General features: G+C 71.0%; 20 protein-coding genes. 15 read left to right on the top strand and 5 right to left on the bottom strand.

Annotated features, from left to right (window positions below; all coding sequences use genetic code 11):
• The 3 genes from ACGFIE_RS22375 to tkt are packed head-to-tail and all read right to left on the bottom strand — an operon-like array spanning position 1 to position 5,014.
• Positions 1 to 1,650, bottom strand: a complete 1,650-nt coding sequence (locus ACGFIE_RS22375) for a glucose-6-phosphate isomerase (protein WP_393297326.1) — start codon at positions 1,648 to 1,650, stop codon at positions 1 to 3.
• A 34-nt stretch (positions 1,651 to 1,684) separates the two neighbouring features.
• On the bottom strand, positions 1,685 to 2,860 hold the full coding sequence (gene tal / locus ACGFIE_RS22370) for a transaldolase (protein WP_393297323.1): 1,176 nt from the start codon (positions 2,858 to 2,860) through the stop codon (positions 1,685 to 1,687).
• Between the two features lie 15 nt (positions 2,861 to 2,875).
• On the bottom strand, positions 2,876 to 5,014 hold the full coding sequence (tkt, locus tag ACGFIE_RS22365; protein ID WP_393297320.1) for a transketolase: 2,139 nt from the start codon (positions 5,012 to 5,014) through the stop codon (positions 2,876 to 2,878).
• Positions 5,015 to 5,279: 265 nt separating this feature from the next.
• Here tkt and ACGFIE_RS22360 point away from each other — a divergent pair, with 265 nt between their 5' ends.
• The 3 genes from ACGFIE_RS22360 to ACGFIE_RS22350 all read left to right on the top strand — a co-directional run bounded on the left by ACGFIE_RS22360 (position 5,280) and on the right by ACGFIE_RS22350 (position 7,790).
• A complete protein-coding gene (locus ACGFIE_RS22360) occupies positions 5,280 to 6,233 on the top strand; it encodes a heme o synthase (RefSeq protein ID WP_393297317.1) in 954 nt (317 codons plus the stop codon).
• Positions 6,234 to 6,519: 286 nt separating this feature from the next.
• Entirely contained in the window at positions 6,520 to 6,855 is a 336-nt protein-coding gene (locus ACGFIE_RS22355; RefSeq protein WP_363689649.1) for a hypothetical protein, read from the top strand.
• Positions 6,856 to 6,869: 14 nt separating this feature from the next.
• A complete protein-coding gene (locus tag ACGFIE_RS22350) occupies positions 6,870 to 7,790 on the top strand; it encodes a RimK family alpha-L-glutamate ligase (protein ID WP_393297313.1) in 921 nt (306 codons plus the stop codon).
• A gap of 122 nt (positions 7,791 to 7,912) precedes the next feature.
• Here ACGFIE_RS22350 and ACGFIE_RS22345 read toward each other — a convergent pair whose 3' ends face one another.
• Positions 7,913 to 8,875 (bottom strand): heme A synthase, encoded by a 963-nt coding sequence (locus ACGFIE_RS22345; protein WP_393297310.1) that lies wholly within the window; start codon positions 8,873 to 8,875, stop codon positions 7,913 to 7,915.
• A 98-nt stretch (positions 8,876 to 8,973) separates the two neighbouring features.
• Here ACGFIE_RS22345 and ACGFIE_RS22340 point away from each other — a divergent pair, with 98 nt between their 5' ends.
• The 12 genes from ACGFIE_RS22340 (at position 8,974) to ACGFIE_RS22285 (ending at position 18,588) form a co-directional block, all read left to right on the top strand.
• Positions 8,974 to 9,771, top strand: coding sequence for a transcriptional regulator (locus ACGFIE_RS22340; RefSeq protein ID WP_363689643.1), 798 nt, complete (start codon positions 8,974 to 8,976; stop codon positions 9,769 to 9,771).
• On the top strand, positions 9,768 to 11,198 hold the full coding sequence (sufB, locus tag ACGFIE_RS22335; protein WP_363689641.1) for a Fe-S cluster assembly protein SufB: 1,431 nt from the start codon (positions 9,768 to 9,770) through the stop codon (positions 11,196 to 11,198). The genes ACGFIE_RS22340 and sufB overlap by 4 nt, the downstream gene beginning before the upstream one ends.
• Positions 11,199 to 11,289: 91 nt before the next feature.
• Positions 11,290 to 12,432 carry a Fe-S cluster assembly protein SufD gene (sufD, locus tag ACGFIE_RS22330; protein ID WP_393297305.1) on the top strand — a complete coding sequence of 381 codons (1,143 nt, stop codon included), beginning with the start codon at positions 11,290 to 11,292 and terminating at the stop codon, positions 12,430 to 12,432.
• Positions 12,432 to 12,758, top strand: coding sequence for a non-heme iron oxygenase ferredoxin subunit (locus ACGFIE_RS22325; RefSeq protein WP_007462703.1), 327 nt, complete (start codon positions 12,432 to 12,434; stop codon positions 12,756 to 12,758). Before sufD ends, ACGFIE_RS22325 begins: the two co-directional genes overlap by 1 nt.
• Complete coding sequence (sufC, locus tag ACGFIE_RS22320; RefSeq protein ID WP_151489655.1) at positions 12,758 to 13,531, top strand: Fe-S cluster assembly ATPase SufC; 774 nt, start codon at positions 12,758 to 12,760, stop codon at positions 13,529 to 13,531. The genes ACGFIE_RS22325 and sufC overlap by 1 nt, the downstream gene beginning before the upstream one ends.
• Before the next feature lie 20 nt (positions 13,532 to 13,551).
• Positions 13,552 to 14,856, top strand: coding sequence for a cysteine desulfurase (locus tag ACGFIE_RS22315; RefSeq protein ID WP_393297301.1), 1,305 nt, complete (start codon positions 13,552 to 13,554; stop codon positions 14,854 to 14,856).
• A 2-nt stretch (positions 14,857 to 14,858) separates the two neighbouring features.
• Positions 14,859 to 15,332, top strand: a complete 474-nt coding sequence (gene sufU, locus ACGFIE_RS22310) for a Fe-S cluster assembly sulfur transfer protein SufU (RefSeq protein ID WP_393297512.1) — start codon at positions 14,859 to 14,861, stop codon at positions 15,330 to 15,332.
• 73 nt (positions 15,333 to 15,405) lie between these two features.
• The gene (locus ACGFIE_RS22305; protein WP_393297298.1) at positions 15,406 to 15,942 is read left to right on the top strand and encodes a metal-sulfur cluster assembly factor; all 537 of its coding nucleotides are present in this window, start codon (positions 15,406 to 15,408) and stop codon (positions 15,940 to 15,942) included.
• Between the two features lie 421 nt (positions 15,943 to 16,363).
• The gene (locus ACGFIE_RS22300; protein WP_393297296.1) at positions 16,364 to 16,996 is read left to right on the top strand and encodes a LysE family transporter; all 633 of its coding nucleotides are present in this window, start codon (positions 16,364 to 16,366) and stop codon (positions 16,994 to 16,996) included.
• Positions 16,997 to 17,074: 78 nt separating this feature from the next.
• Positions 17,075 to 17,737, top strand: coding sequence for an acVLRF1 family peptidyl-tRNA hydrolase (locus ACGFIE_RS22295; protein ID WP_393297294.1), 663 nt, complete (start codon positions 17,075 to 17,077; stop codon positions 17,735 to 17,737).
• Between the two features lie 171 nt (positions 17,738 to 17,908).
• Entirely contained in the window at positions 17,909 to 18,220 is a 312-nt protein-coding gene (locus tag ACGFIE_RS22290; RefSeq protein ID WP_393297292.1) for a muconolactone Delta-isomerase family protein, read from the top strand.
• Positions 18,221 to 18,222: 2 nt separating this feature from the next.
• Positions 18,223 to 18,588 (top strand): SgcJ/EcaC family oxidoreductase, encoded by a 366-nt coding sequence (locus ACGFIE_RS22285; protein WP_393297290.1) that lies wholly within the window; start codon positions 18,223 to 18,225, stop codon positions 18,586 to 18,588.
• Positions 18,589 to 18,645: 57 nt separating this feature from the next.
• Here ACGFIE_RS22285 and ACGFIE_RS22280 read toward each other — a convergent pair whose 3' ends face one another.
• Positions 18,646 to 19,569 (bottom strand): neutral zinc metallopeptidase, encoded by a 924-nt coding sequence (locus ACGFIE_RS22280; protein WP_393297288.1) that lies wholly within the window; start codon positions 19,567 to 19,569, stop codon positions 18,646 to 18,648.
• Between the last annotated feature and the right edge of the window lie 182 nt (positions 19,570 to 19,751).

The following is a 19,751-nucleotide window of genomic DNA, read 5'->3' as shown; positions in this document are numbered from 1 at the left end:
TCACGCCCGCAGCTCACCGGCCGCGTCGAGTAGTTGGGCGACCCCGGCTGCCCGGTCGGTCAGGTGCAACCGCAGCAGCGGCCGCTCCCGACCCGCGAGGGCCTGCCGGTCGCCGGCGGCCTGTGCCGCCTGCAGCTCACCGAAGGTGTACGGCTTGCCCGGCACCGCCAGGTCCTCGGTGACCGCGCCGGTCACCTGAAGGTAGCTGCCCACCTGCGGGCCGCCCTTGTGGTACTGGCCGGTGGAGTGCAGGAACCGCGGCCCCCAGCCGAAGGTGACCGGACGGCCGGACGCGCCGGCCAGCAGCGGCCGCAGCCGGGCCGCGTCGGCGTCGGCGAAGCGGTCCAGGTACGCCATCACCGCGAGGTAACCGTCGTCGCCGAGACCGTCGAGCAGCCAGCGCAGCACGCCGGCCAGGTCACCGGGTGCGCCCTGCGGCGCGTACACCTCGATCGCGCCCTCGGTGAACGACGGCGTCTCCGCCGGCAGGCCCGAGGCCAGGATCTTGTTGGTGTTCTCCTTGGACTCGGTGACGTTCGGCTGGTTGAACGGGTCGATGCCGAGCACCACGCCGGCCACCGCCGTGGCGTACTCCCAGGCCAGGAACTGCGCGCCGAGCGGGCCGTTGACTGCCACGTCCGGGTCGGCGCCGCCGCCCGGCACGTCACCGGCGGTCAACGCGCCGCCGTAGCTGACTGTCAACACGTCCGGGCCGGTGGCGCCGGGGCTCTGCGGAGACTCGACCACGACGGGCAGGATGCCGACCCCGGCCTTGCCTGTCGACTCGGCGATCAACTGCTCGGCCCAGTCGCCCAGACCGTCGATGCCGGTGCCGTCGGACACCAGGGCGACCTTGTCGCGGGCCAGCGTGGCCGCGGCGCCCAGCGCGGCGCCCAACGCCAGCGCCGGGTTGTCGCTGTCTCCGGCGAGCGACTCGGCCAGCGCGTCGGCCTGGTCGAGCAGCTCGGCGACCTCGACGCCGGCCAGCGCCGAGGGCACCAGGCCGAACGCGGTGAGCGCCGAGTACCTGCCGCCCACGTTCGGGTCGGCGAGCACTGTGAACGCGCCCATCTCGGCCGCTGTCGTCTCCAGCGGCGAACCCGGGTCGGTGACGATGACGAAGTGCCGGCCGGCCTCCGCCTCGGTCATCCCGGCGTCCAGGAACGCCTGCCAGTAGGCACGCCGGTGGCTGTCGGTCTCCACCGTCGAGCCGGACTTGCTGGCGACCACCACCACGGTGCGCTCCAGCCGGTCACCGAGGGCCGCCCGGACCTGACCCGGGTCGGTGGTGTCCAGCACGGTCAGCGGCCGGCCCAGGGTCCGCGTGATCACCTCGGGGGCGAGCGACGAGCCGCCCATCCCGGCGAGCACCACGTGGTCCAGGTCGGCCAGCTCGGCCTTCAGCTCGGCCAACTGCGCCAGCAACTCCCGGCTGCGCCGGTGGGTGTCCACCCAGCCGAGCCGGACCTTCGCCTCGGCTTCGGCGTCCGGACCCCACAGGCCCGCGTCCTTGGCGGCCAGCTTGCTCGGGACGCCGGCCTTGACCAGCGCCTCCCGGGTCGAGGCGGGCGCGGACTTGTCGACCGCGTCCGCGCCGTACACGGCGAGGCCGGCGGCGGCCTCCACCGGTCCTGCGAGAAGGTCACTCATGCGGCCACTCCACTTCGCTCGCTGATTGGCTCGCTCACGCGCCACCGGCCTTCTCGGCACCCTTGGCGTTGCTCGTGGCGGCCTTGTTCGGCGCGCCATTGCCCTTCGCCGCCGCCTCCAGCGACTTGCGGACGCCGTCGAGCAGCTCCTGCCAGCTCGCCTCGAACTTCTCCACGCCCTCGCGCTCCAGGGTGGCGATCACGTCGTCCATGTCCACCCCGACCGACTCCAGGTCCGCGAAGACCTTGCGGGCCGCGTCGTAGGCGCCGGTGACGGTGTCGCCGCGGGTCTCGCCATGATCGGCGTACGCGTGGATGACCGACTCCGGCATGGTGTTGACAGTGCCGGGCGCGATCAGCTCCTCCACGTAGATCACGTCCCGGTAGTCCGGGTTCTTCGTCGAGGTGGAGGCCCACAGCGGCCGCTGCGGGTGCGCGCCGGCGGCGGCGAGCGCCTTCCAGCGGTCGGAGGAGAAGACCTTGGTGTAGCGCTCGTACGCCAGCTGGGCGTTGGCGACGGCGGCCTTGCCCTTCAGGGCCTTGGCCTCGTCGGAGCCGATCTTCTCCAGCCGCTTGTCGACCTCGGAGTCGACGCGGGAGACGAAGAAGGACGCCACCGAGCCGATCTTCGACAGGTCGTGACCGTTGGCCTTGGCCTTCTCCAGGCCGGCGAGGAACGCCTCCATCACGGCCGAGTAGCGGTCCAGACCGAAGATCAGCGTCACGTTGACGCTGATCCCCTCGGCGAGGGTGTCGGTGATCGCCGACAGGCCCTCCTCGGTGGCCGGGATCTTGATGAAGAGGTTGGGCCGGTCGACGAGCCACCACAGGGCCTTGGCCTCGGCCAGCGTCTTGTCCGCGTCGTGTGCGCTGCGCGGGTCCACCTCGATGGAGACCCGGCCGTCGACGCCCTCGCTGCCGTCGTACGACGGGCGCATCACGTCACAGGCCCACCGCACGTCGTACGTGGTGAGCATCCGCACGGCCTCCTCCACGTCCACGCCACGGGTGGCGAGGTCGTGCAGCTGCCAGTTGTACTCGTCCGCGTCGCTCAACGCCTTCGCGAAGATCGTCGGGTTGGTGGTGACGCCCGCGACGTGCTTCTCACGGCGGAGCTGGTCCAGCCCACCGGAGCTCAAACGTACGCGGGAAAGATCATCGAGCCAGACCGCCACACCCGCGGCGGTGAGCTCATTCAGCTTGTCCGTCATGCCGTCCACGCTCCCTCAGTTGCCGGTCGTGAAACCGGTGATGTCGCCCACCCGGGCCAGCGAGGCGTGTGCCGCCGCCACGATCCGGTCGGGAGTGAACCCGAACTGCTCGAAGAGCACGGTGTGCGGGGCGCTCGCCCCGTAGTGCTCCAGGCTGACGCTCTCGCCGAGGTCACCGACGATGCCGCGCCAGGACATGGCGATCCCGGCCTCCACGCTCACCCGTGCCTTTACCCCGCGCGGGAGCACCGACTCCCGGTATGCCTCATCCTGCTCGTAGAACCACTCCTGGCAGGGCATCGAGACGACCCGGGTCGGGGTGCCGTCGGCCTCCAGCCGCTCCCGGGCGGTCAGGCAGAGCTGCACCTCGGAGCCGGTGCCCACGATGATCACCTGGGGCTTGCCGTTGGACGCCTCGGCCAGCACGTAGCCGCCCTTGGCCACGCCGTCCGCGCCGCCCAGGACGTCCCGGTCCAGGGTCGGCAGCGGCTGGCGGCTCAGCGCCAGCGCGGTGGGCCGGTCGGTGTGCACCAGGGCCTGCCGCCAGGCCCACGCCGTCTCGTTGGCGTCCGCCGGACGGACCACGTCCAGGCCGGGGATGGCGCGCAGCGCGGTCAGGTGCTCCACCGGCTGGTGGGTCGGGCCGTCCTCGCCCAGGCCGATCGAGTCGTGCGTCCAGACGTACGTCACCGGCAGCTTCATCAACGCGGCCAGCCGCACGGACGGGCGCATGTAGTCACTGAAGACCAGGAACGTGCCGCCGTACGGGCGGGTGCCGCCGTGCAGCGCGATGCCGTTGAGGACCGCGCCCATGGCGTGCTCACGGATGCCGAAGTGCAGGGTGCGGCCGTACTCGTGGCCGGGGAAGTCCTTGGTGGCGTGGGAGGCCGGGATGAACGACGGCTCGCCCTTCATCGTGGTGTTGTTGCTCTCGGCCAGGTCGGCCGAACCGCCCCACAGCTCCGGGAGCACCGGCGCGAGCGCCTCCAGCACCTTGCCCGAGGCGGCCCGGGTGGCGACACCCTTGGCGTCGGCGGGGAAGACCGGCAGCGCGTCGGTCCAGCCGTCCGGCAGCACCCGGTCGGCCATCCGCTCGTAGAGCGCGGTGCGCTCCGGGTTGGCCTTCTTCCAGGCGTCGAACGCGCTCGTCCACTGCTGCTCGGCGTCGGAGCCGCGGCCCATCACGTTGCGGGCGTGCGCGAGCACCTCCTCGTCGACCTCGAAGGTCTGCTCCGGGTCGAAGTCGAGGATCCGCTTGGTGGCCTTCACCTCGTCGGCGCCGAGCGCCGAGCCGTGGATCTTGCCGGTGTTCTGCTTGTTGGGGGCGGGCCAGCCGATGATGGTGCGCAGGGCGATGAAGGAGGGGCGACCGGTCTCCGCCTTGGCGGCCACCAGCGCGCGGTACAGCGCCTCGGCGTCCTCGTGGTAGTCACCCTGGTCGGCGTCCCCGCTGCGCCAGTCGACGGTCTGCACGTGCCAGCCGTACGCCTCGTAGCGGGCCGCGACGTCCTCGCTCTTGGCGATGCGGGTGTCGTCCTCGATCGAGATCTCGTTGTCGTCGTAGACCACCGTGAGGTTGCCCAGCTGCTGGTGCCCGGCGAGGGCGCTGGCCTCGTGGCTGATGCCCTCCTCGATGTCACCGTCGGAGACGATGCACCAGATGTTGTGGTCGAAGACCGACGTGCCCGGCTCGGCCTCCGGGTCGAACAGGCCGCGCTCGCGGCGAGCCGCCATCGCCATGCCGACCGCGTTGCCCAGGCCCTGCCCGAGCGGGCCGGTGGTGGTCTCCACGCCCGGCGTGTGGCCGTGCTCCGGGTGACCCGGGGTCATCGAGCCCCACTGCCGCAGCGACTTCAGGTCGTCCAGGCTCAGCGGGTAGCCGGACAGGAAGAGCTGGATGTAGAGGGTCAGGCTGGAGTGGCCGGCGGAGAGCACGAACCTGTCCCGGCCGGGCCAGTTCGGGTCGGCCGGGTTGTGCCGCATGACCCGGTTGAAGAGAAGATAGGCCGCGGGCGCCAGGCTCATCGCGGTGCCCGGGTGGCCGTTGCCGGATTTCTCGACGGCATCCATGGCCAGGACGCGGACGGTGTCGACAGCCCGGCGATCGAGGTCGGACCAGTTGAGTTCGGAGTGCTCGGGTCGGTTGGCAGCCACGATGGTTGTGCTCCTCGGCAGATGGGCGGAACCCTCACTGATGACCCTATCGAGCGCGACTAAACGTCCGCCCGGGGATCTCCGCATGGTGTGCGGTACGTGACTCTGCGCCCAGACGTTCAACCCGGTGGTGTGACGGCCCGCACCGTTGTCGGGTCGGCCGGGCAGCCAAAACGACAACGCGTAGTGTGTGGGTCGGTGTGCGGTCCCCGAGCGGGCCCCGCCGACTCGATCTCCCCGTGCCGATGCCGGAAGGTGGCAATCCGTGAGCATGATCACCGAGCGCCCCGCGAGCAACCCCGCCGGGCAGCCTCCGGCGCGGGCGGCCGAGGGTCCGGTGGCGCGGCGGGACGTACGCGCGATCCTCTCGGCGTACGTGGCGCTCACCAAGCCACGCATCGTCGAGTTGCTGCTGGTCACCACCATCCCGGCGATGATGCTCGCCGACGGGGGCCTGCCGTCGCTGTGGCTGATGGCCGTGGTGCTCATCGGTGGCTCGCTCGCCGCGGGTGCGGCAAGCGTGCTCAACTGCTACATCGACCGGGACATCGACCAGTTGATGCGGCGGACCAAGCGACGCCCGTTGCCGGCGCACACGGTTTCGCCGCGTAGCGCGCTCGTCTTCGGTCTGGTGCTGGCGGCCATCTCGATCGTCCTGATGGCGGCGTTCACCAACCTGCTCGCCGCCGGGCTGACCCTGGCCGCGATCGTCTACTACGACGTCGTCTACACGCTGTGGCTCAAGCGCTCCACCCCGACGAACACGTTCTGGGGAGGCGCCTGCGGGGCCGCTCCGGTGCTCATCGGATGGGCGGCGGTCACCGGCGGGCTGGCCCCGGCGGCCTGGGGGCTGTTCGCGGTGGTCTTCTTCTGGCAGATGCCGCACTTCTACCCCCTCGCGATGAAGTACAAGGACGACTACGCCCGAGCCGGCATCCCGATGCTGCCCGTGGTGGCCTCCGTCCGCCGGGTGAACGCCGAAATCCTGATCTTCGCCTGGCTCACCGTGCTCACCTCCCTCGCGGTCTGGCCGCTGGGCCTCAGCGCGATCTACGGGGTGCCGACGCTTGTGGTGGGCGCCATCTTCCTGGTCGAGGCGCACCGGCTCTGCCGTCGGGCGACGCGTGGCGAGGCGGTCAAGCCGATGCGGCTGTTCCACTGGTCGACGACGTACCTGACGATCGTCTTCGTGGCCGTCGCGCTCGACGCGCTGATCTGACGCGCGTCGCGGGATTCCCGCGCGCTCCCGATGGAATTCGACCGACTAATCATGGTCATGGATGAGTTGTCCGGGTTTAACGTCACATCAGAGTAACTTTCGACATGAGTCGGATCGACTCAATCTGCCAGTGTCCTACGGCATTTGGGCAAGTTGTTCGTACGGGAAAGTCCGGATATAACCGGGCAGGTTGGCTGTCGGCTTCGGTAAACCTGTAGGTAATTGGCATCACAAAAGGTTCATGGTTCTCGCCCGCGCGAGTGCAACTCTGCTTAGGCTTCGCGTCATGGCAGAAGGTTCCGATACGACGCTGACGGCCGAGCAGACCGCCGGCGAGCAGGCCCCGCACGGCCTGGTCGCGGGCCTCAAGTCGTTCGCCGCCGAGCACGGCGGCGCGAAGGCCGTCATCGAGTACGTCGGTAAGCGCGGCGCACGGATCGTCCTCGTGGGCGCCGACGGTGAGTGGGGCGACCAGTTCGCCGAGGACACCGTCACCGCCCGGGAGGCGTGCGCCAAGGCGGGAGTCACCGTCGAGAACGCCTGGGAGCGTGAACTGATGGACCAGATGCGACCGAGCAACGACCTCTGGCGGTCGATGGCCCGGCGCACGATGGCCCGTTGAGATAGACAGTTGAATTGACCAACCACCACCAGTCGACCCGGGGGGAACCCCGGGTCGCTCTCGTCACCTGCGCCGAGCTGGTCGACCTCGACCCAGACGACCGCCTCGTCCTCGACCCGCTCACCGCCCGGGGGATCGCCGCCGAGGCGGTCGTCTGGGACGACCCGGGCGCCGACTGGTCCTCGTACGACCTCGTCGTGCTCCGCTCACCGTGGGACTACGCCCTGCGCCGCGACGAGTTCGTCGCCTGGGCGGCAACCGTGCCGACGCTTGTGAACCCGGCCGACGTGGTCCGGTGGAACACCGACAAGCGCTACCTGGCCGAGCTGAGCGCCGCCGGGGTGCCGACCGTGCCGACGTCCTGGGTCGAGCCCGGGCAGACCTGGTCGCCGCCCGCCGACACCGGCGAGTACGTGCTCAAGCCCTCGGTCAGCGCCGGCAGTCAGGACACCGGCCGGTACGACCTGTCCGACCCCGAGCACCGCGAGCTGGCCGCCGCCCACGTTCGCCGGCTCTCCGCCGCCGGCCGGACGACGATGCTCCAGCCGTACCTGAGCGCCGTCGACAGCGAGGGCGAGACCGCGCTGCTCTTCCTGGCCGGCCCGGACGGGCTCGCGTACAGCCACGCCATCCGCAAGGGCCCGATGTTGACCGGCCCGGACCTCGGCCCGGACGGGCTCTACAAGGCCGAGGAGATCAGCGCCCGCACCGCCCGACCCGAACAGCTCGCGGTCGCCGAGAAGACCCTCGGCGCGGTCCCCGGCGGCACGCGTCAACTGCTCTACGCCCGGGTCGACCTGATCCCCGGCCCGGACGGCGACCCGGTCCTTGTCGAACTGGAGCTGACCGAGCCGTCGCTCTTCATCGGGTACGCCGACGGCGCACCCGACCGCCTCGCCGCCGCGATCGCCACCCACCTGGCCCGCCGCGCCTGACCCCGGGGCGGCGTGATCGACTCGGTTTCGGTGAAGTCGCGGTGTCCGGACCCGCCCGATGGACCGACTTCCGGGAATCCGAGTCGATCACGTCACACCGGTGGCCCGCGCAGCGCGGGACGTCAGGCGGTGACGGGGACGGCTTCGACGTCGGCCGCGGTGGTCCGGGGCGCCGGGGTGACCGGGCGGCGTTCGCCTGTCGACCACTGCACCGACAGCGCGGCCAGCAGCACCAGGCACGAGCCGAGCATGTGCGTGCCGACCAGGATCGCCGGCACGTGGGTGAAGTACTGCACGAAGCCGATGAGCCCCTGACCCAGCTCCACCGCGAGCAGGACGACTGCGGCCCGGGTGGCCCGGGCCGCTCCCACCGCGCGGAACGCGAAGATCAACGCCACCGACAGGCCGATCAGCAGGAAGACGACGTCGGCGTGGACCTGGGAGATCGACTCCGGGTCGAGCCCGTTGCGGGCCGCGCCGTGGTCCCCGGCGTGCGGGCCGCTGCCGGTGACCCAGGTGCCGATCACCAGCACCGCCACGGCGACGCCTGTGGTGACCCGGGCCAGCGTGCGCAGGGGAGTGGGCACCGCCGCGACCGTCGGGCCGTCCGGTTCGGCGGCCCGCCGCCAGAGGGCGTACGCGGCCGCGATCACCGCCATCGAGGCGAGGAAGTGCAGCCCGACCACCCACGGGTTGAGGTTGGTGAGCACCGTGATGCCACCGATCACCGCCTGGGCGGGGATGCCCAGGAAGACGGCGACGGCGAGGGTCAGCAGCCCGCGGCGGCGCGGCCGGTGTGCCAGCACGGCCAGCACGGTGGCCAGCGCGATCAGGCCCACCGCGAAGGTCAGCAGCCGGTTGCTGAACTCGATCACCCCGTACACACCCATCTCGGGGGTGGTGACGTACGAGTCGTCGGTGCACCGGGGCCAGGTGGGGCAGCCGAGGCCCGACGCGGTCAGCCGGACCGCCCCGCCGGTGACGACGATGCCGACGTTCGCGATGATCGAGGCGAGCGCGAGGCGGCGCAGCAGGGTGCCGGAGACCGGGCGGACGATGCGGTTCACGGCGCAAATCCTACGCACCGTAGTGATCGAGGTTCGTCCGACTCCGCCGGGTCGGTGGTTCGGATCACCGGGGCCCGGGTTTGCGACCGTTGAGGTAATTACGTAACGTTGGCGTTGTGAAAAACGCGGCGGCGCTCTCCGGGCACCAGTCGACGGCTGTCCCGGCCGTCGGCGCGTCCGCGTCCGCCCTCGTCGGGGCCCCGGCGCCGACCCTCGGCGGCACCGTCACCGAGACCTCGACCCGGGACCGCGTCACCCAGCTGCTGCTGGAGCGGGGCGCGACCACCGCCGCGCAGCTCGGCCTGGCGCTCGGCCTGAGCCCGGCGGCGATCCGCCGGCACCTGGACGCGATGCTCGCCGACGGTGACGTCGTCGCCCGCGAGCAGACGGTGCAGGGCAGCCGCGGCCGGGGGCGTCCGGCCAAGGTGTTCGTGCTGACCGAGGCGGCCCGTGTCCGCTGTGGCACGCACCACTACGACAACATGGCCACCGCCGCACTGCGCTGGATCGCCCGAAGCGGCGGTCCGGACGCTGTCGAGGCGTTCGCCGCCGAGCAGGTGTCCGCGCTGGAGTCGCGCTGCCGTGCCGCCATGGAGGACGCCGGCGACGAGCCCCTGGCGCGGGCTGAGGCACTCGCCGGAGCGCTCACCGCCGAGGGTTACGCTGCCAACGCGACCACGATCGCCTCCGGCGGCCAGCTCTGCCAGCACCACTGCCCGGTGGCGCACGTGGCCGCCGAGTTTCCCCAGCTGTGCGAGGCCGAGACCGCGGTGATCTCCCGTCTGGTCGGCACCCACGTGCAGCGCCTGGCCACCATCGCGCACGGCGACGGGGTGTGCACCACGCACATCCCGACCCAGCCGGGCCGCGCCCAATCCGGTAATCCCGTCACCACTGTGAGGACAGATAGATGACCGAGCAGATCGTCCAGCCCCTGACCCAGGAAGAGCAGCTCGCCGCCCTGGGTCGCTACGAGTACGGCTGGTCCGACCCGGACGCCGCCGGGGCGGTCGCCCAGCGCGGCATCAACGAGGCGGTGGTGCGGGACATCTCGGCCAAGAAGAACGAGCCGGCCTGGATGCTCGACCTGCGCCTGAAGGGTCTGCGGCTGTTCGGCCGCAAGCCGATGCCGGCCTGGGGCGCGGACCTCACCGGGATCGACTTCGACAACATCAAGTACTTCGTGCGGTCCACCGAGAAGCAGGCCACCAGCTGGGAGGACCTGCCCGAGGACATCAAGAACACCTACGACCGGCTGGGCATCCCGGAGGCGGAGAAGCAGCGGCTGGTCGCCGGTGTCGCGGCGCAGTACGAGTCCGAGGTCGTCTACCACAAGATCCGTGAGGACCTTGAGGAGCAGGGTGTTCTCTTCCTGGACACCGACACCGCGCTGCGCGAGCACGAGGACGTCTTCAAGGAGTACTTCGGCACGGTGATCCCGGTCGGCGACAACAAGTTCGCCGCTCTGAACACCTCCGTGTGGTCCGGCGGCTCGTTCATCTACGTGCCGAAGGGCGTGCACGTGGACATCCCGCTGCAGGCCTACTTCCGGATCAACACGGAGAACATGGGCCAGTTCGAGCGGACGCTGATCATCGTCGACGAGGGCGCGTACGTGCACTACGTCGAGGGCTGCACCGCGCCGATGTACTCCTCCGACTCGCTGCACAGCGCGGTCGTGGAGATCATCGTCAAGAAGAACGCGCGCTGCCGGTACACGACCATCCAGAACTGGTCGAACAACGTCTACAACCTGGTCACCAAGCGCGCCGTCTGCCACGAGGGCGCGACCATGGAGTGGGTCGACGGCAACATCGGCTCCAAGGTGACCATGAAGTACCCGGCGGTCTACATGACCGGCGAGCACGCCAAGGGCGAGGTGCTCTCGGTGGCGATGGCCGGCGAGGGCCAGCACCAGGACGCGGGCGCCAAGATGGTGCACGCCGCGCCGCACACCTCCTCGACCATCATCTCCAAGTCGATCGCCCGTGGCGGCGGCCGCACCTCGTACCGGGGTCTGGTGCAGGTGCTGGAGGGTTCGCACCACAGCCGGAGCACCGTCAAGTGCGACGCGCTGCTTGTCGACACCATCTCCCGCTCGGACACCTACCCGTACGTCGACATCCGTGAGGACGACGTGTCGATGGGGCACGAGGCGACCGTCTCCAAGATCAGCGACGACCAGCTCTTCTACCTGATGAGCCGGGGCCTGAGCGAGGACGAGGCGATGGCCATGATCGTGCGTGGCTTCATCGAGCCGATCGCCAAGGAGCTCCCGATGGAGTACGCCCTGGAGCTGAACCGCCTGATCGAGCTTCAGATGGAGGGCGCGGTCGGCTGACGCCGCCGCTCCCGCGGGGCGGGCCGGAACCTCGGCCCGCCCGCACCCCGCCCCAACCCCGTCGTCACGGAACAGACAGACCAAGGAAGACATGACTACCCAGGCTTCCGCGCCGCCCAGCACCAAGTCGCAGGCGCTGCGCTCGTACGACGTCGCCAACTTCCCGGCCCTCACCGGCCTGGAGGAGGAGTGGCGTTTCACCCCGCTCAAGCGGCTGCGCGGTCTCGCGGGCGAGCCGCAGGCCGGCACCGGCACGGTCCGGCACGAGTACGGCGATCTGCCCGAGGGCGTGGCCATCGAGCGCATCGGCACCGACGACCCGCGGGTGGGCAGCGTGCTCACCCCCGTCGACCGGGTCAGCGCGCTCGCGTACGGCGGCGCCGGGCAGGCGCTGCTGCTCTCGGTGGCGAGCGACGTCGTGGTGGGCGCGCCGGTGAGCGTGCGGGTGGTCGGCGACGGCGGCGAGGGCCTGGCCTTCGGGCACACCTTCGTCGAGGTGGGCCGATTCGCGGAGCTGACGCTGGTGCTGGAGCACGTCGGCTCGGCGACCCTTGCCGACAACGTCGAGGTGTCGGTGGGCGACGGGGCCAAGCTGACCCTGGTCACCGTGGCCGACTGGGCGCCGGACGCCGTGCAGGCCCAGCACCTCAAGATCAAGCTCGGTCGGGACGCCCGGGTGACGCACGTCCAGGTGAGCCTGGGCGGTGACCTGGTGCGCCAGTTCACAAGCGTGGAGTACACGGGCCGGGGCGGCGAGGCCGAGCTGTACGGCGTCTACTTCGCCGACGGCGGGCAGCACCTGGAGCACCGCCAGCTCGTCGACCACTCGGTGCCGGACTGCCGCAGCTACGTCGGCTACCGGGGCGCCCTGCAGGGCGCGGACGCGCACACCGTCTGGGTGGGCGACGTGCTGATCCGGGCCGAGGCGACAGGCACCGACACGTACGAGATCAACCGGAACCTGCTGCTCACCGACGGCGCGCGGGCGGACTCCGTACCCAATCTGGAGATCGAGACCGGCGAGATCGCCGGCGCCGGCCACGCCAGCGCGACCGGCCGCTTCGACGACGAGCAGTTGTTCTACCTGATGGCCCGGGGCATCCCGGAGGGTGAGGCCCGCCGTCTGGTGGTCCGCGGCTTCTTCGCCGAGGTGATCAACAAGATCCCGGTCGAGGAGCTGCGCGAGCGCCTGGGCGACGCCATCGAGGCGCGCCTGGCGAGGAGCGGCGCCTGATGATCCGGATCTGCTCCACCGAGGACGTGCCGAAGGGCACCGCGATCAGCGCGGACGTCGACGGCACCCCGATCGCCCTGGTGCACGGCGAGGACGGCGAGTTCTACGCCGCCTACGACGAGTGCTCGCACGCCGCGGTCGCCCTCTCCGAGGGTGAGGTCGACGGCTGCACGCTCGAGTGCTGGCTGCACGGCTCGCGCTTCGACCTGCGCACCGGCGCCCCGAGCGGCCTGCCCGCCACCGAACCCGTACCCGTCTACCCCGTCGAAGTCCGCGACGGCGACATCTACCTCAGCCTGACGCCGAGTAATGGAGTGACCCGATAATGAGCACCCTGGAGATCCGCGACCTGAAGGTGTCGGTCAAGCTGCCCGAGGGTGAGCTCAAGCCGATCCTGGCCGGCGTCGACCTGACCGTGAAGTCCGGTGAGACCCACGCGATCATGGGCCCGAACGGGTCCGGCAAGTCCACCCTGGCGTACTCGATCGCCGGCCACCCCAAGTACGAGATCACCGGCGGCTCGGTGACCCTCGACGGCGAGGACGTGCTGGCCATGACCGTCGACGAGCGCGCCCGCGCCGGCCTCTTCCTGGCCATGCAGTACCCGGTCGAGGTGCCCGGCGTCTCGGTGGCGAACTTCCTGCGTACCGCCAAGACCGCCATCGACGGCGAGGCGCCGAAGCTGCGCACCTGGGGCGGCGAGCTGCGCGGCGCGATGGAGCGCCTGCAGATGGACCCGGCGTTCGCCCAGCGCAACGTCAACGAGGGCTTCTCCGGTGGCGAGAAGAAGCGGCACGAGATCGTCCAGCTGGAGCTGCTCAAGCCGAAGATCGCGATCCTCGACGAGACCGACTCCGGCCTCGACGTGGACGCGCTGCGCGTGGTCAGCGAGGGCGTCAACCGGGTCCGCGACACCGGCGACACGGGCGTGCTGCTGATCACCCACTACACGCGGATCCTGCGCTACATCAAGCCGGACTTCGTGCACGTCTTCGTGGCCGGCCGGATCGTCGAGCAGGGCGGCCCGGAGCTGGCCGACAAGCTCGAGGCCGAGGGCTACGAGCGGTACGCCGCCGGGGCCGGCACGGCCAAGGCCTGAGCGGGAGAGGCGCTGCCGAGATGACCAGCATCGCGATCCCGTCAGGGATGCCGCAGTACGACGACGTGCCGCGTTTCGACGTGGCCCGGGTGCGCGCCGACTTCCCGATCCTCGATCGGGAGATCAACGGGCACCCGCTGGTCTACCTCGACAGCGCCAACACCTCGCACAAGCCCCGCCAGGTGCTCGACGTTCTCGACGAGCACTACGCGCGGCACAACGCCAACGTGTCGCGCTCGGTGCACACGTTGGGCACCGAGGCCACCGAGGCGTACGAGGGGGCGCGGGCGAAGATCGCCGCGTTCATTCACGCGCCGAGCGTCGACGAGGTGGTGTTCACCAAGAACTCCACCGAGGCGATCAACATCGTGGCGTACGCCTTCTCGAACGCCTCGCTGCGCGCGGACGGTGACCCGCGGTTCCGGCTGGGGCCGGGCGACGAGGTGGTGATCTCCGAGATGGAGCACCACTCCAACATCGTTCCGTGGCAGCTGCTCTGCGAGCGCACCGGCGCGACCCTGCGCTGGTTCGGAGTCACCGAGCAGGGCCGGCTGGACGAGTCGGGTCTGGAGGACCTGATCACCGAACGGACGAAGATCGTCTCGTTGGTGCACATGTCCAACATCCTCGGCACCGTCAACGCGACCTCCCGCATCACCGCGCGGGTCCGCGAGGTCGGCGCGCTGCTGCTGCTGGACTGCTCGCAGTCGGTGCCGCACCTGCCCATCGACGTGGTCGACCTGGACGCCGACTACATCGTCTTCACCGGGCACAAGATGTGCGGCCCGACAGGCATCGGCGTGCTCTGGGGCCGGGGCGAGCTGCTGGCCGCCATGCCGCCGGTCTTCGGCGGCGGTTCGATGATCGAGACGGTCACCATGGCCCGCTCGACGTTCGCCGCGCCGCCGGCCCGCTTCGAGGCGGGCACCCCGCCGATCGCCGAGGCGGTCGCGCTCGGTGCGGCGGTGGACTACCTGACTGGGATCGGCATGCCTGCCATCCAGTGGCACGAGAAGGAGCTGACGGCGTACGCGCTGGACGCCCTCGCCACGGTGCCGGACCTGCGGATCTTCGGCCCGACCGTGCCGATCGGCCGGGGCGGCACCATCTCGTTCGCGCTGGGTGACGTGCACCCGCACGACGTGGGCCAGGTGCTCGACTCGCTCGGCGTGCAGGTGCGGGTGGGCCACCACTGTGCCAAGCCGGTGTGCAGCCGGTTCGGCGTCCCGGCGATGACCCGGGCCTCGTTCTACCTCTACACCACCACCGAGGAGATCGACGCTCTGGTGGGCGGTCTGGAGCAGGTGCGGAAGGTGTTCGACTGATGGTGCAACTCGACCAGCTCTACCAGGAGATCATCCTGGACCACTACAAGCATCCGCACGGCCGTGGCCTGCGCGACGCCGAGGACGCGGCCGACCGGGTCGCGGAGGCGCACCACGTCAATCCGACCTGCGGCGACGAGGTCACCGTCCGGGTGGCCACCGACGGCGACGTGCTGCACGACATCTCGTACGACGGCATGGGCTGCTCGATCAGCCAGGCCTCGGCGAGCGTGCTGCACGAGCTGCTGCGCGGTCGCGACGCCGGGGAAGCATTCGAGGTGCACGAGGCGTTCGTCGAGTTGATGTCCGGACGTGGCCAGGTCACGCCGGACGAGGACGTACTCGGTGACGGGGTGGCCTTCGCGGGCGTTGCCCGCTACCCCGCCCGGGTGAAGTGCGCGCTGCTGCCGTGGATGGCGTTCAAGGACGCCGCGGCACGCGCGGGCGTGGGCGTGAGCCCGGAGGTGAAGGCGTGAGCCAGCGCCAGCGAGCGAATTCCAGCAGCACCGTGGTGTCCTGTGGCATCACGAAGCGAACCGGAGGGACGGCATGAGCGAGAACACCGCTACCGCGGCGACGCCGGAGGCCGGTGACGCCACCGCGGCGCCGCAGACCGACGCCGTGACGACCGACGGAGTCGCGACGACGAGCGCCGCTGCGACGACCAGTGCCGCGGCGACGCCGGCTGCCGGCGATGCTGCGGCCGACGGCGCTGCGACGCCGGGCGCCGACGACGCCGCCACCTCGGCGGGCGGCGTCAGCAAGGCCATGATCGCCGACATCGAGGAGGCGATGAAGGACGTCGTCGACCCCGAGTTGGGCATCAACGTGGTCGACCTCGGCCTGGTGTACGGGGTGCACGTCGACGACGAGAACGTCGCGACCCTGGACATGACGCTCACGTCCGCGGCCTGCCCGCTTACCGACGTGATCGAGGACCAGACCCGGCAGGCGCTCACCACCGGCCCGGGCGGCGGGCTGGTCAACGACATCCGGATCAACTGGGTCTGGCTCCCGCCGTGGGGCCCGGACAAGATCACCGATGAGGGTCGCGATCAGCTCCGATCCCTCGGCTTCAACGTCTGACCCGACTCCGGTCGGCCCTACCCGTCGAGCGCGACGCCCCACCCGGGGCGCCGCGCTCGACCCGTTTCAACAGCCGAAGATCCGCACAACATCAGCGAGAGTGCTGCCTCCGCAGCCCGGCCAGACAGCAACATCCCGGAGGTTGCGCAGTCCGGTGCCGCCCGGGTTGATCAAGAGGTTTGCGTCGGAAGTCGCGGTCGTGGTGACCCGAACCTCTTGATCAACAAGGTCAGGGTGCGGGTGCGAGTGAGGGCTGGGAGTCGGGGGTGGGGACGGGAAATTCTGTGGCGCGGGCGGGGTTCGGCGCGGAGGATGCGGTCGTGATCGAGGCGTACCCGATGCAGGTTTCTGTCCGTGCAGCCACCGCCGCGCGTCGACAGCGCACCCTGCCCGCGGTGGCCTCGATCCGTCGTCCGTCGTCGTGAGCGGGGCGTTCCTCGCCGGCCTGGTGGCCGGCTACGGCGTGGCCATCCCGGTCGGCGCGATCGCGGTCCTCATCCTGGGGCTCAGTGCCCGTACCTCGTTCCGGGTCGGCGCGGCCGCGGCGCTCGCGGTGGCGACGGCCGACGGGCTGTACGCGGCGGTCGCCGCGCTCGGCGGCGCGGGCCTGGCCGGGGTCGTCGCACCGGCGGCCGGCCCGCTGCGGGTGGTCGCCGCCGTGGTCCTGCTTGGTCTCGCCGCCCACGGCCTCTGGCGCACGTGGGCCACCCACCGCGCCCGACACGCGCCGCCGCCGTCGACCGGTCGGGGGCCGAACACTCCCGGGCGGGCCTACGCGGCGGTGCTCGGGCTGACCCTGCTGAACCCGACGACGGTGCTCTACTTCGCCGCGCTGGTGCTCGGCCGCCGGGACACCGCCGACGCGAACGGCCCGGCCGCCATGCTCTTCGTGGCCGGTGTGTTCCTGGCGTCGGCGAGCTGGCAACTGCTCATCGCCGGCGGCGGCACGATTGTCGGCCGGGCGCTGACCGGACCGCGTGGCCGGCTGGTCACCGGCCTGGTCTCCAGCGTGCTCATCGCCGCCCTCGCGGTGGCGGCGCTGCTACCGGGCTGAGCCGCGCTCGCGGTGGCGGCGCTGCTGGCGGCTGAGCCGCCCGTCCGGTCGGAGCGGCCGTGGCGTACGGTCGGGGCCGTGACCAGTCGACCCGCAGCCGGGGGCGGCCGGTGGGTCGAGGTCGACCCGGCCCGCGTCGGCCGCTGGGTCGAGGGCTTCGCCGACCGGCACGGGCCGCCCACCACCACCACACGGGAGTACGGCCTGCTGCTCACCGCCCCCGACGGGAGCACCGCCGAGCTGTACGCCCCACCTGGCGCTCCGGTGAGCGCCGACGTGGACGCGTTCGTGGCCGCCGCCGGCACACCGCACCGGATCGGCCTGCTGCTGGCCCGAAAGGGAGCGGTGGCGATCGGTGTGGCGCAGGGCCCCGACCTCGTGGTCTCCAAGGTGGACACCCGGTACGTGCAGGGGCGCACCGCCGCCGGGGGATGGTCGCAGCACCGGTTCGCCCGTCGCCGCGACAACCAGGCCAAGGCGGCGCTGGGCGACGCGGCCGACCTGGCCGTACGCCTGCTGTTGCCGGAGGCGGCGCGGCTGGCGGCGGTCGTCTGCGGTGGTGACCGGCGTGCCGTGGACACGGTGCTGGCCGACCGGCGGTTGGCCCCGCTCGTGCCGCTGCGCGCCGAGCGGCTGCTCGACGTGCCGGAGCCGCGGCACGCGGTCCTGGTCGCGGCGGTGGCCGCGGCCCGTGCGGTACGGATCCGGCTGCGCGACCCGGCGCCCGACCCTGCCGAGTGACGACGGCCTTCGTGCTGTCAGCGGACGGGCAGTTCGCGCCCACCGCCGCTTGATCGGCACGGCAGCCCGACCCTCGCCGGCGGCGACGAACGGCGGGCCGTGGGGGAGATGACCGCCACGCGGATCGGGGTTCCCGGCGTGCTCCCGGGTGGCCCGTCGGAGGATGGGCCTGTGGAGTTTCTCGTGGACATGGTGACGACGGTGCCCGACGGCACCTCCGAGGACGAGGTCGCCGACATGCGGACACGCGAGGCGGCGCGTTCGGCCGAGCTGGTGGCGCACGGCAGCCTCCTGCGGCTGTGGCGGCCGCCGCTGGCGCCGGGGGAGTGGCGTACGTGGGGGCTCTTCCAAGCCGACGACGCGGACGAGTTGGAGGCGGTGCTCGCGTCGATGCCGCTGCGCGCCTGGCGGCGCGAGACCGTCACCCCGTTGACGCCGCACCCGAACGACCCGGGTCAGCCGCCCCGGCAACCGAGGGCTTGACCATGGCCAGCAGCGAGGCGGAGATCCTGCGGAGCGTCCTCGACCGCTGGAGGGCCGCCGTCGACGCGCACGAGCCGGATGACGTCGCGTCCTGCTTCACCGATGACGCGATCTTCCAGGGGCTGCACCCGTACAGCGTCGGTCGGGACGGCGTGGCCGCGTACTACGAGGCGCAGCCGCTCGGCCTGACCGCCACGTACGACATCCGGGAGACCCGACGCCTCGCCGACGACGTGGTCCTGGGCTATCTGGAGGTCGAGTTCGGTTTCACCGACCGCCCGGCCCTGACGGTCCACCTCGGCGTGGTCGTCCGCCGGATCGACGACTACTGGCTCATCGGGCACTACCAGGTCTCCCGGCTCGACTGAGGCGCGAACGTGGTCGTGGCAGGCCCCGAAGGACCTGCCACGACGTACGGCGGATTGTCAGAGCTGGTCGGTGCCGAAGGTGTCGCAGTTCTTCGGGTCGCCACCGGTGTAGCCCTGGGTGAACCAGCGCTTGCGCTGCTCGGACGTGCCGTGGGTGAACTGGTCCGGGTTGACCCGCCCGCCGGAGCGTTCCTGGATGCTGTCGTCACCGATCGCCTCGGCGGTGTCGACGGCCTGGCTGATGTCGGCCTCGGTGATCGACTTGAACAGTGGCTTCTCGCCGGTCTTGTCCTTGCTCTCGGTGGCGTGCTTGGCCCAGGCGCCGGCGTAGCAGTCGGCCTGCAACTCCAGCCGCACGGAGGCGGATTTGGGGCCGCTCTGGTCGCCCTGGCCGGCCTTGGCGTTGGTGCCGAGCAGGTCCTGGACGTGGTGGCCGTACTCGTGCGCGAGCACGTACGGCTGGGCGAACTCGCCCTTCGCCCCGAACCGGGTGGCCAGCTCGTCGTAGAAGCTCAGGTCGATGTACACCAACTTGTCGGCGGGGCAGTAGAACGGGCCGACGCCCGAGTCGGCCTGACCGCAGCCGGTGTTCACAGCCTGCTGGAAGAAGTTCGTGGTGGTGGGCTCGTACTTTCCGTTGCCCAGCTCCGGGTACTCCTTCTGCCAGTACCCCTGGATGCTGTTGACGTAGAGCAGGTTGCGGCAGCGCGCGTCCTGGAGACGGTCCGGATTGGCGGTGCCGCACGCCTGGTCTATGTCGCCGCCGCCGGCCTGGCCGCCGTCGTCGCCGTTGGTCATGGCGTTCAGGCCGAAGCCGCCGCCGAGCAGGGCGACGAGCACGGCGACCACGATGCCGATGATCCCGCCCCGACCGCCGCCGCCCGGGATGGGGATGCCCATGCCGCCGCCCCCACCGCCGGATCCACGCCCCAGGTCGTTGGCCTGGGAGGTGTCGAGCTCGGCCCGCTCGTTGAGTTCCATGGTGACCCCGATCGCCGTATGCCGGTGAATGTCGTATGTATGTCGTTGTGTCGCTTCAGTGCCGGACGGGGTCCGGACAGGCGTTCCGGTACCCGATGATCTTGATTGGTAATCCGGGCGGGCCGCCGGGGAGCGCCCGGTACACTTGTCCCCGTGCCGCGCTGCGAAGGCTGAACCGCCCC

This window comes from Micromonospora sp. NPDC049275 (assembly GCF_043197115.1).
Taxonomy (GTDB): Bacteria; Actinomycetota; Actinomycetes; order Mycobacteriales; family Micromonosporaceae; genus Micromonospora.
This window is presented reverse-complemented; position numbering and strand designations above follow the sequence as displayed.

Coding starts and splice junctions, on each gene's coding strand:
- ACGFIE_RS22305 (WP_393297298.1), top strand. CDS start 15,406: ATGAGCGAGAACACCGCTACCGCGGCGACGCCGGAGGCCGGTGACGCC.
- tal (WP_393297323.1), bottom strand. CDS start 2,860: ATGACGGACAAGCTGAATGAGCTCACCGCCGCGGGTGTGGCGGTCTGG.
- ACGFIE_RS22375 (WP_393297326.1), bottom strand. CDS start 1,650: ATGAGTGACCTTCTCGCAGGACCGGTGGAGGCCGCCGCCGGCCTCGCC.
- sufB (WP_363689641.1), top strand. CDS start 9,768: ATGACCGAGCAGATCGTCCAGCCCCTGACCCAGGAAGAGCAGCTCGCC.
- ACGFIE_RS22285 (WP_393297290.1), top strand. CDS start 18,223: ATGGCCAGCAGCGAGGCGGAGATCCTGCGGAGCGTCCTCGACCGCTGG.
- ACGFIE_RS22325 (WP_007462703.1), top strand. CDS start 12,432: ATGATCCGGATCTGCTCCACCGAGGACGTGCCGAAGGGCACCGCGATC.
- ACGFIE_RS22315 (WP_393297301.1), top strand. CDS start 13,552: ATGACCAGCATCGCGATCCCGTCAGGGATGCCGCAGTACGACGACGTG.
- sufC (WP_151489655.1), top strand. CDS start 12,758: ATGAGCACCCTGGAGATCCGCGACCTGAAGGTGTCGGTCAAGCTGCCC.
- ACGFIE_RS22280 (WP_393297288.1), bottom strand. CDS start 19,569: ATGGAACTCAACGAGCGGGCCGAGCTCGACACCTCCCAGGCCAACGAC.
- sufD (WP_393297305.1), top strand. CDS start 11,290: ATGACTACCCAGGCTTCCGCGCCGCCCAGCACCAAGTCGCAGGCGCTG.
- ACGFIE_RS22355 (WP_363689649.1), top strand. CDS start 6,520: ATGGCAGAAGGTTCCGATACGACGCTGACGGCCGAGCAGACCGCCGGC.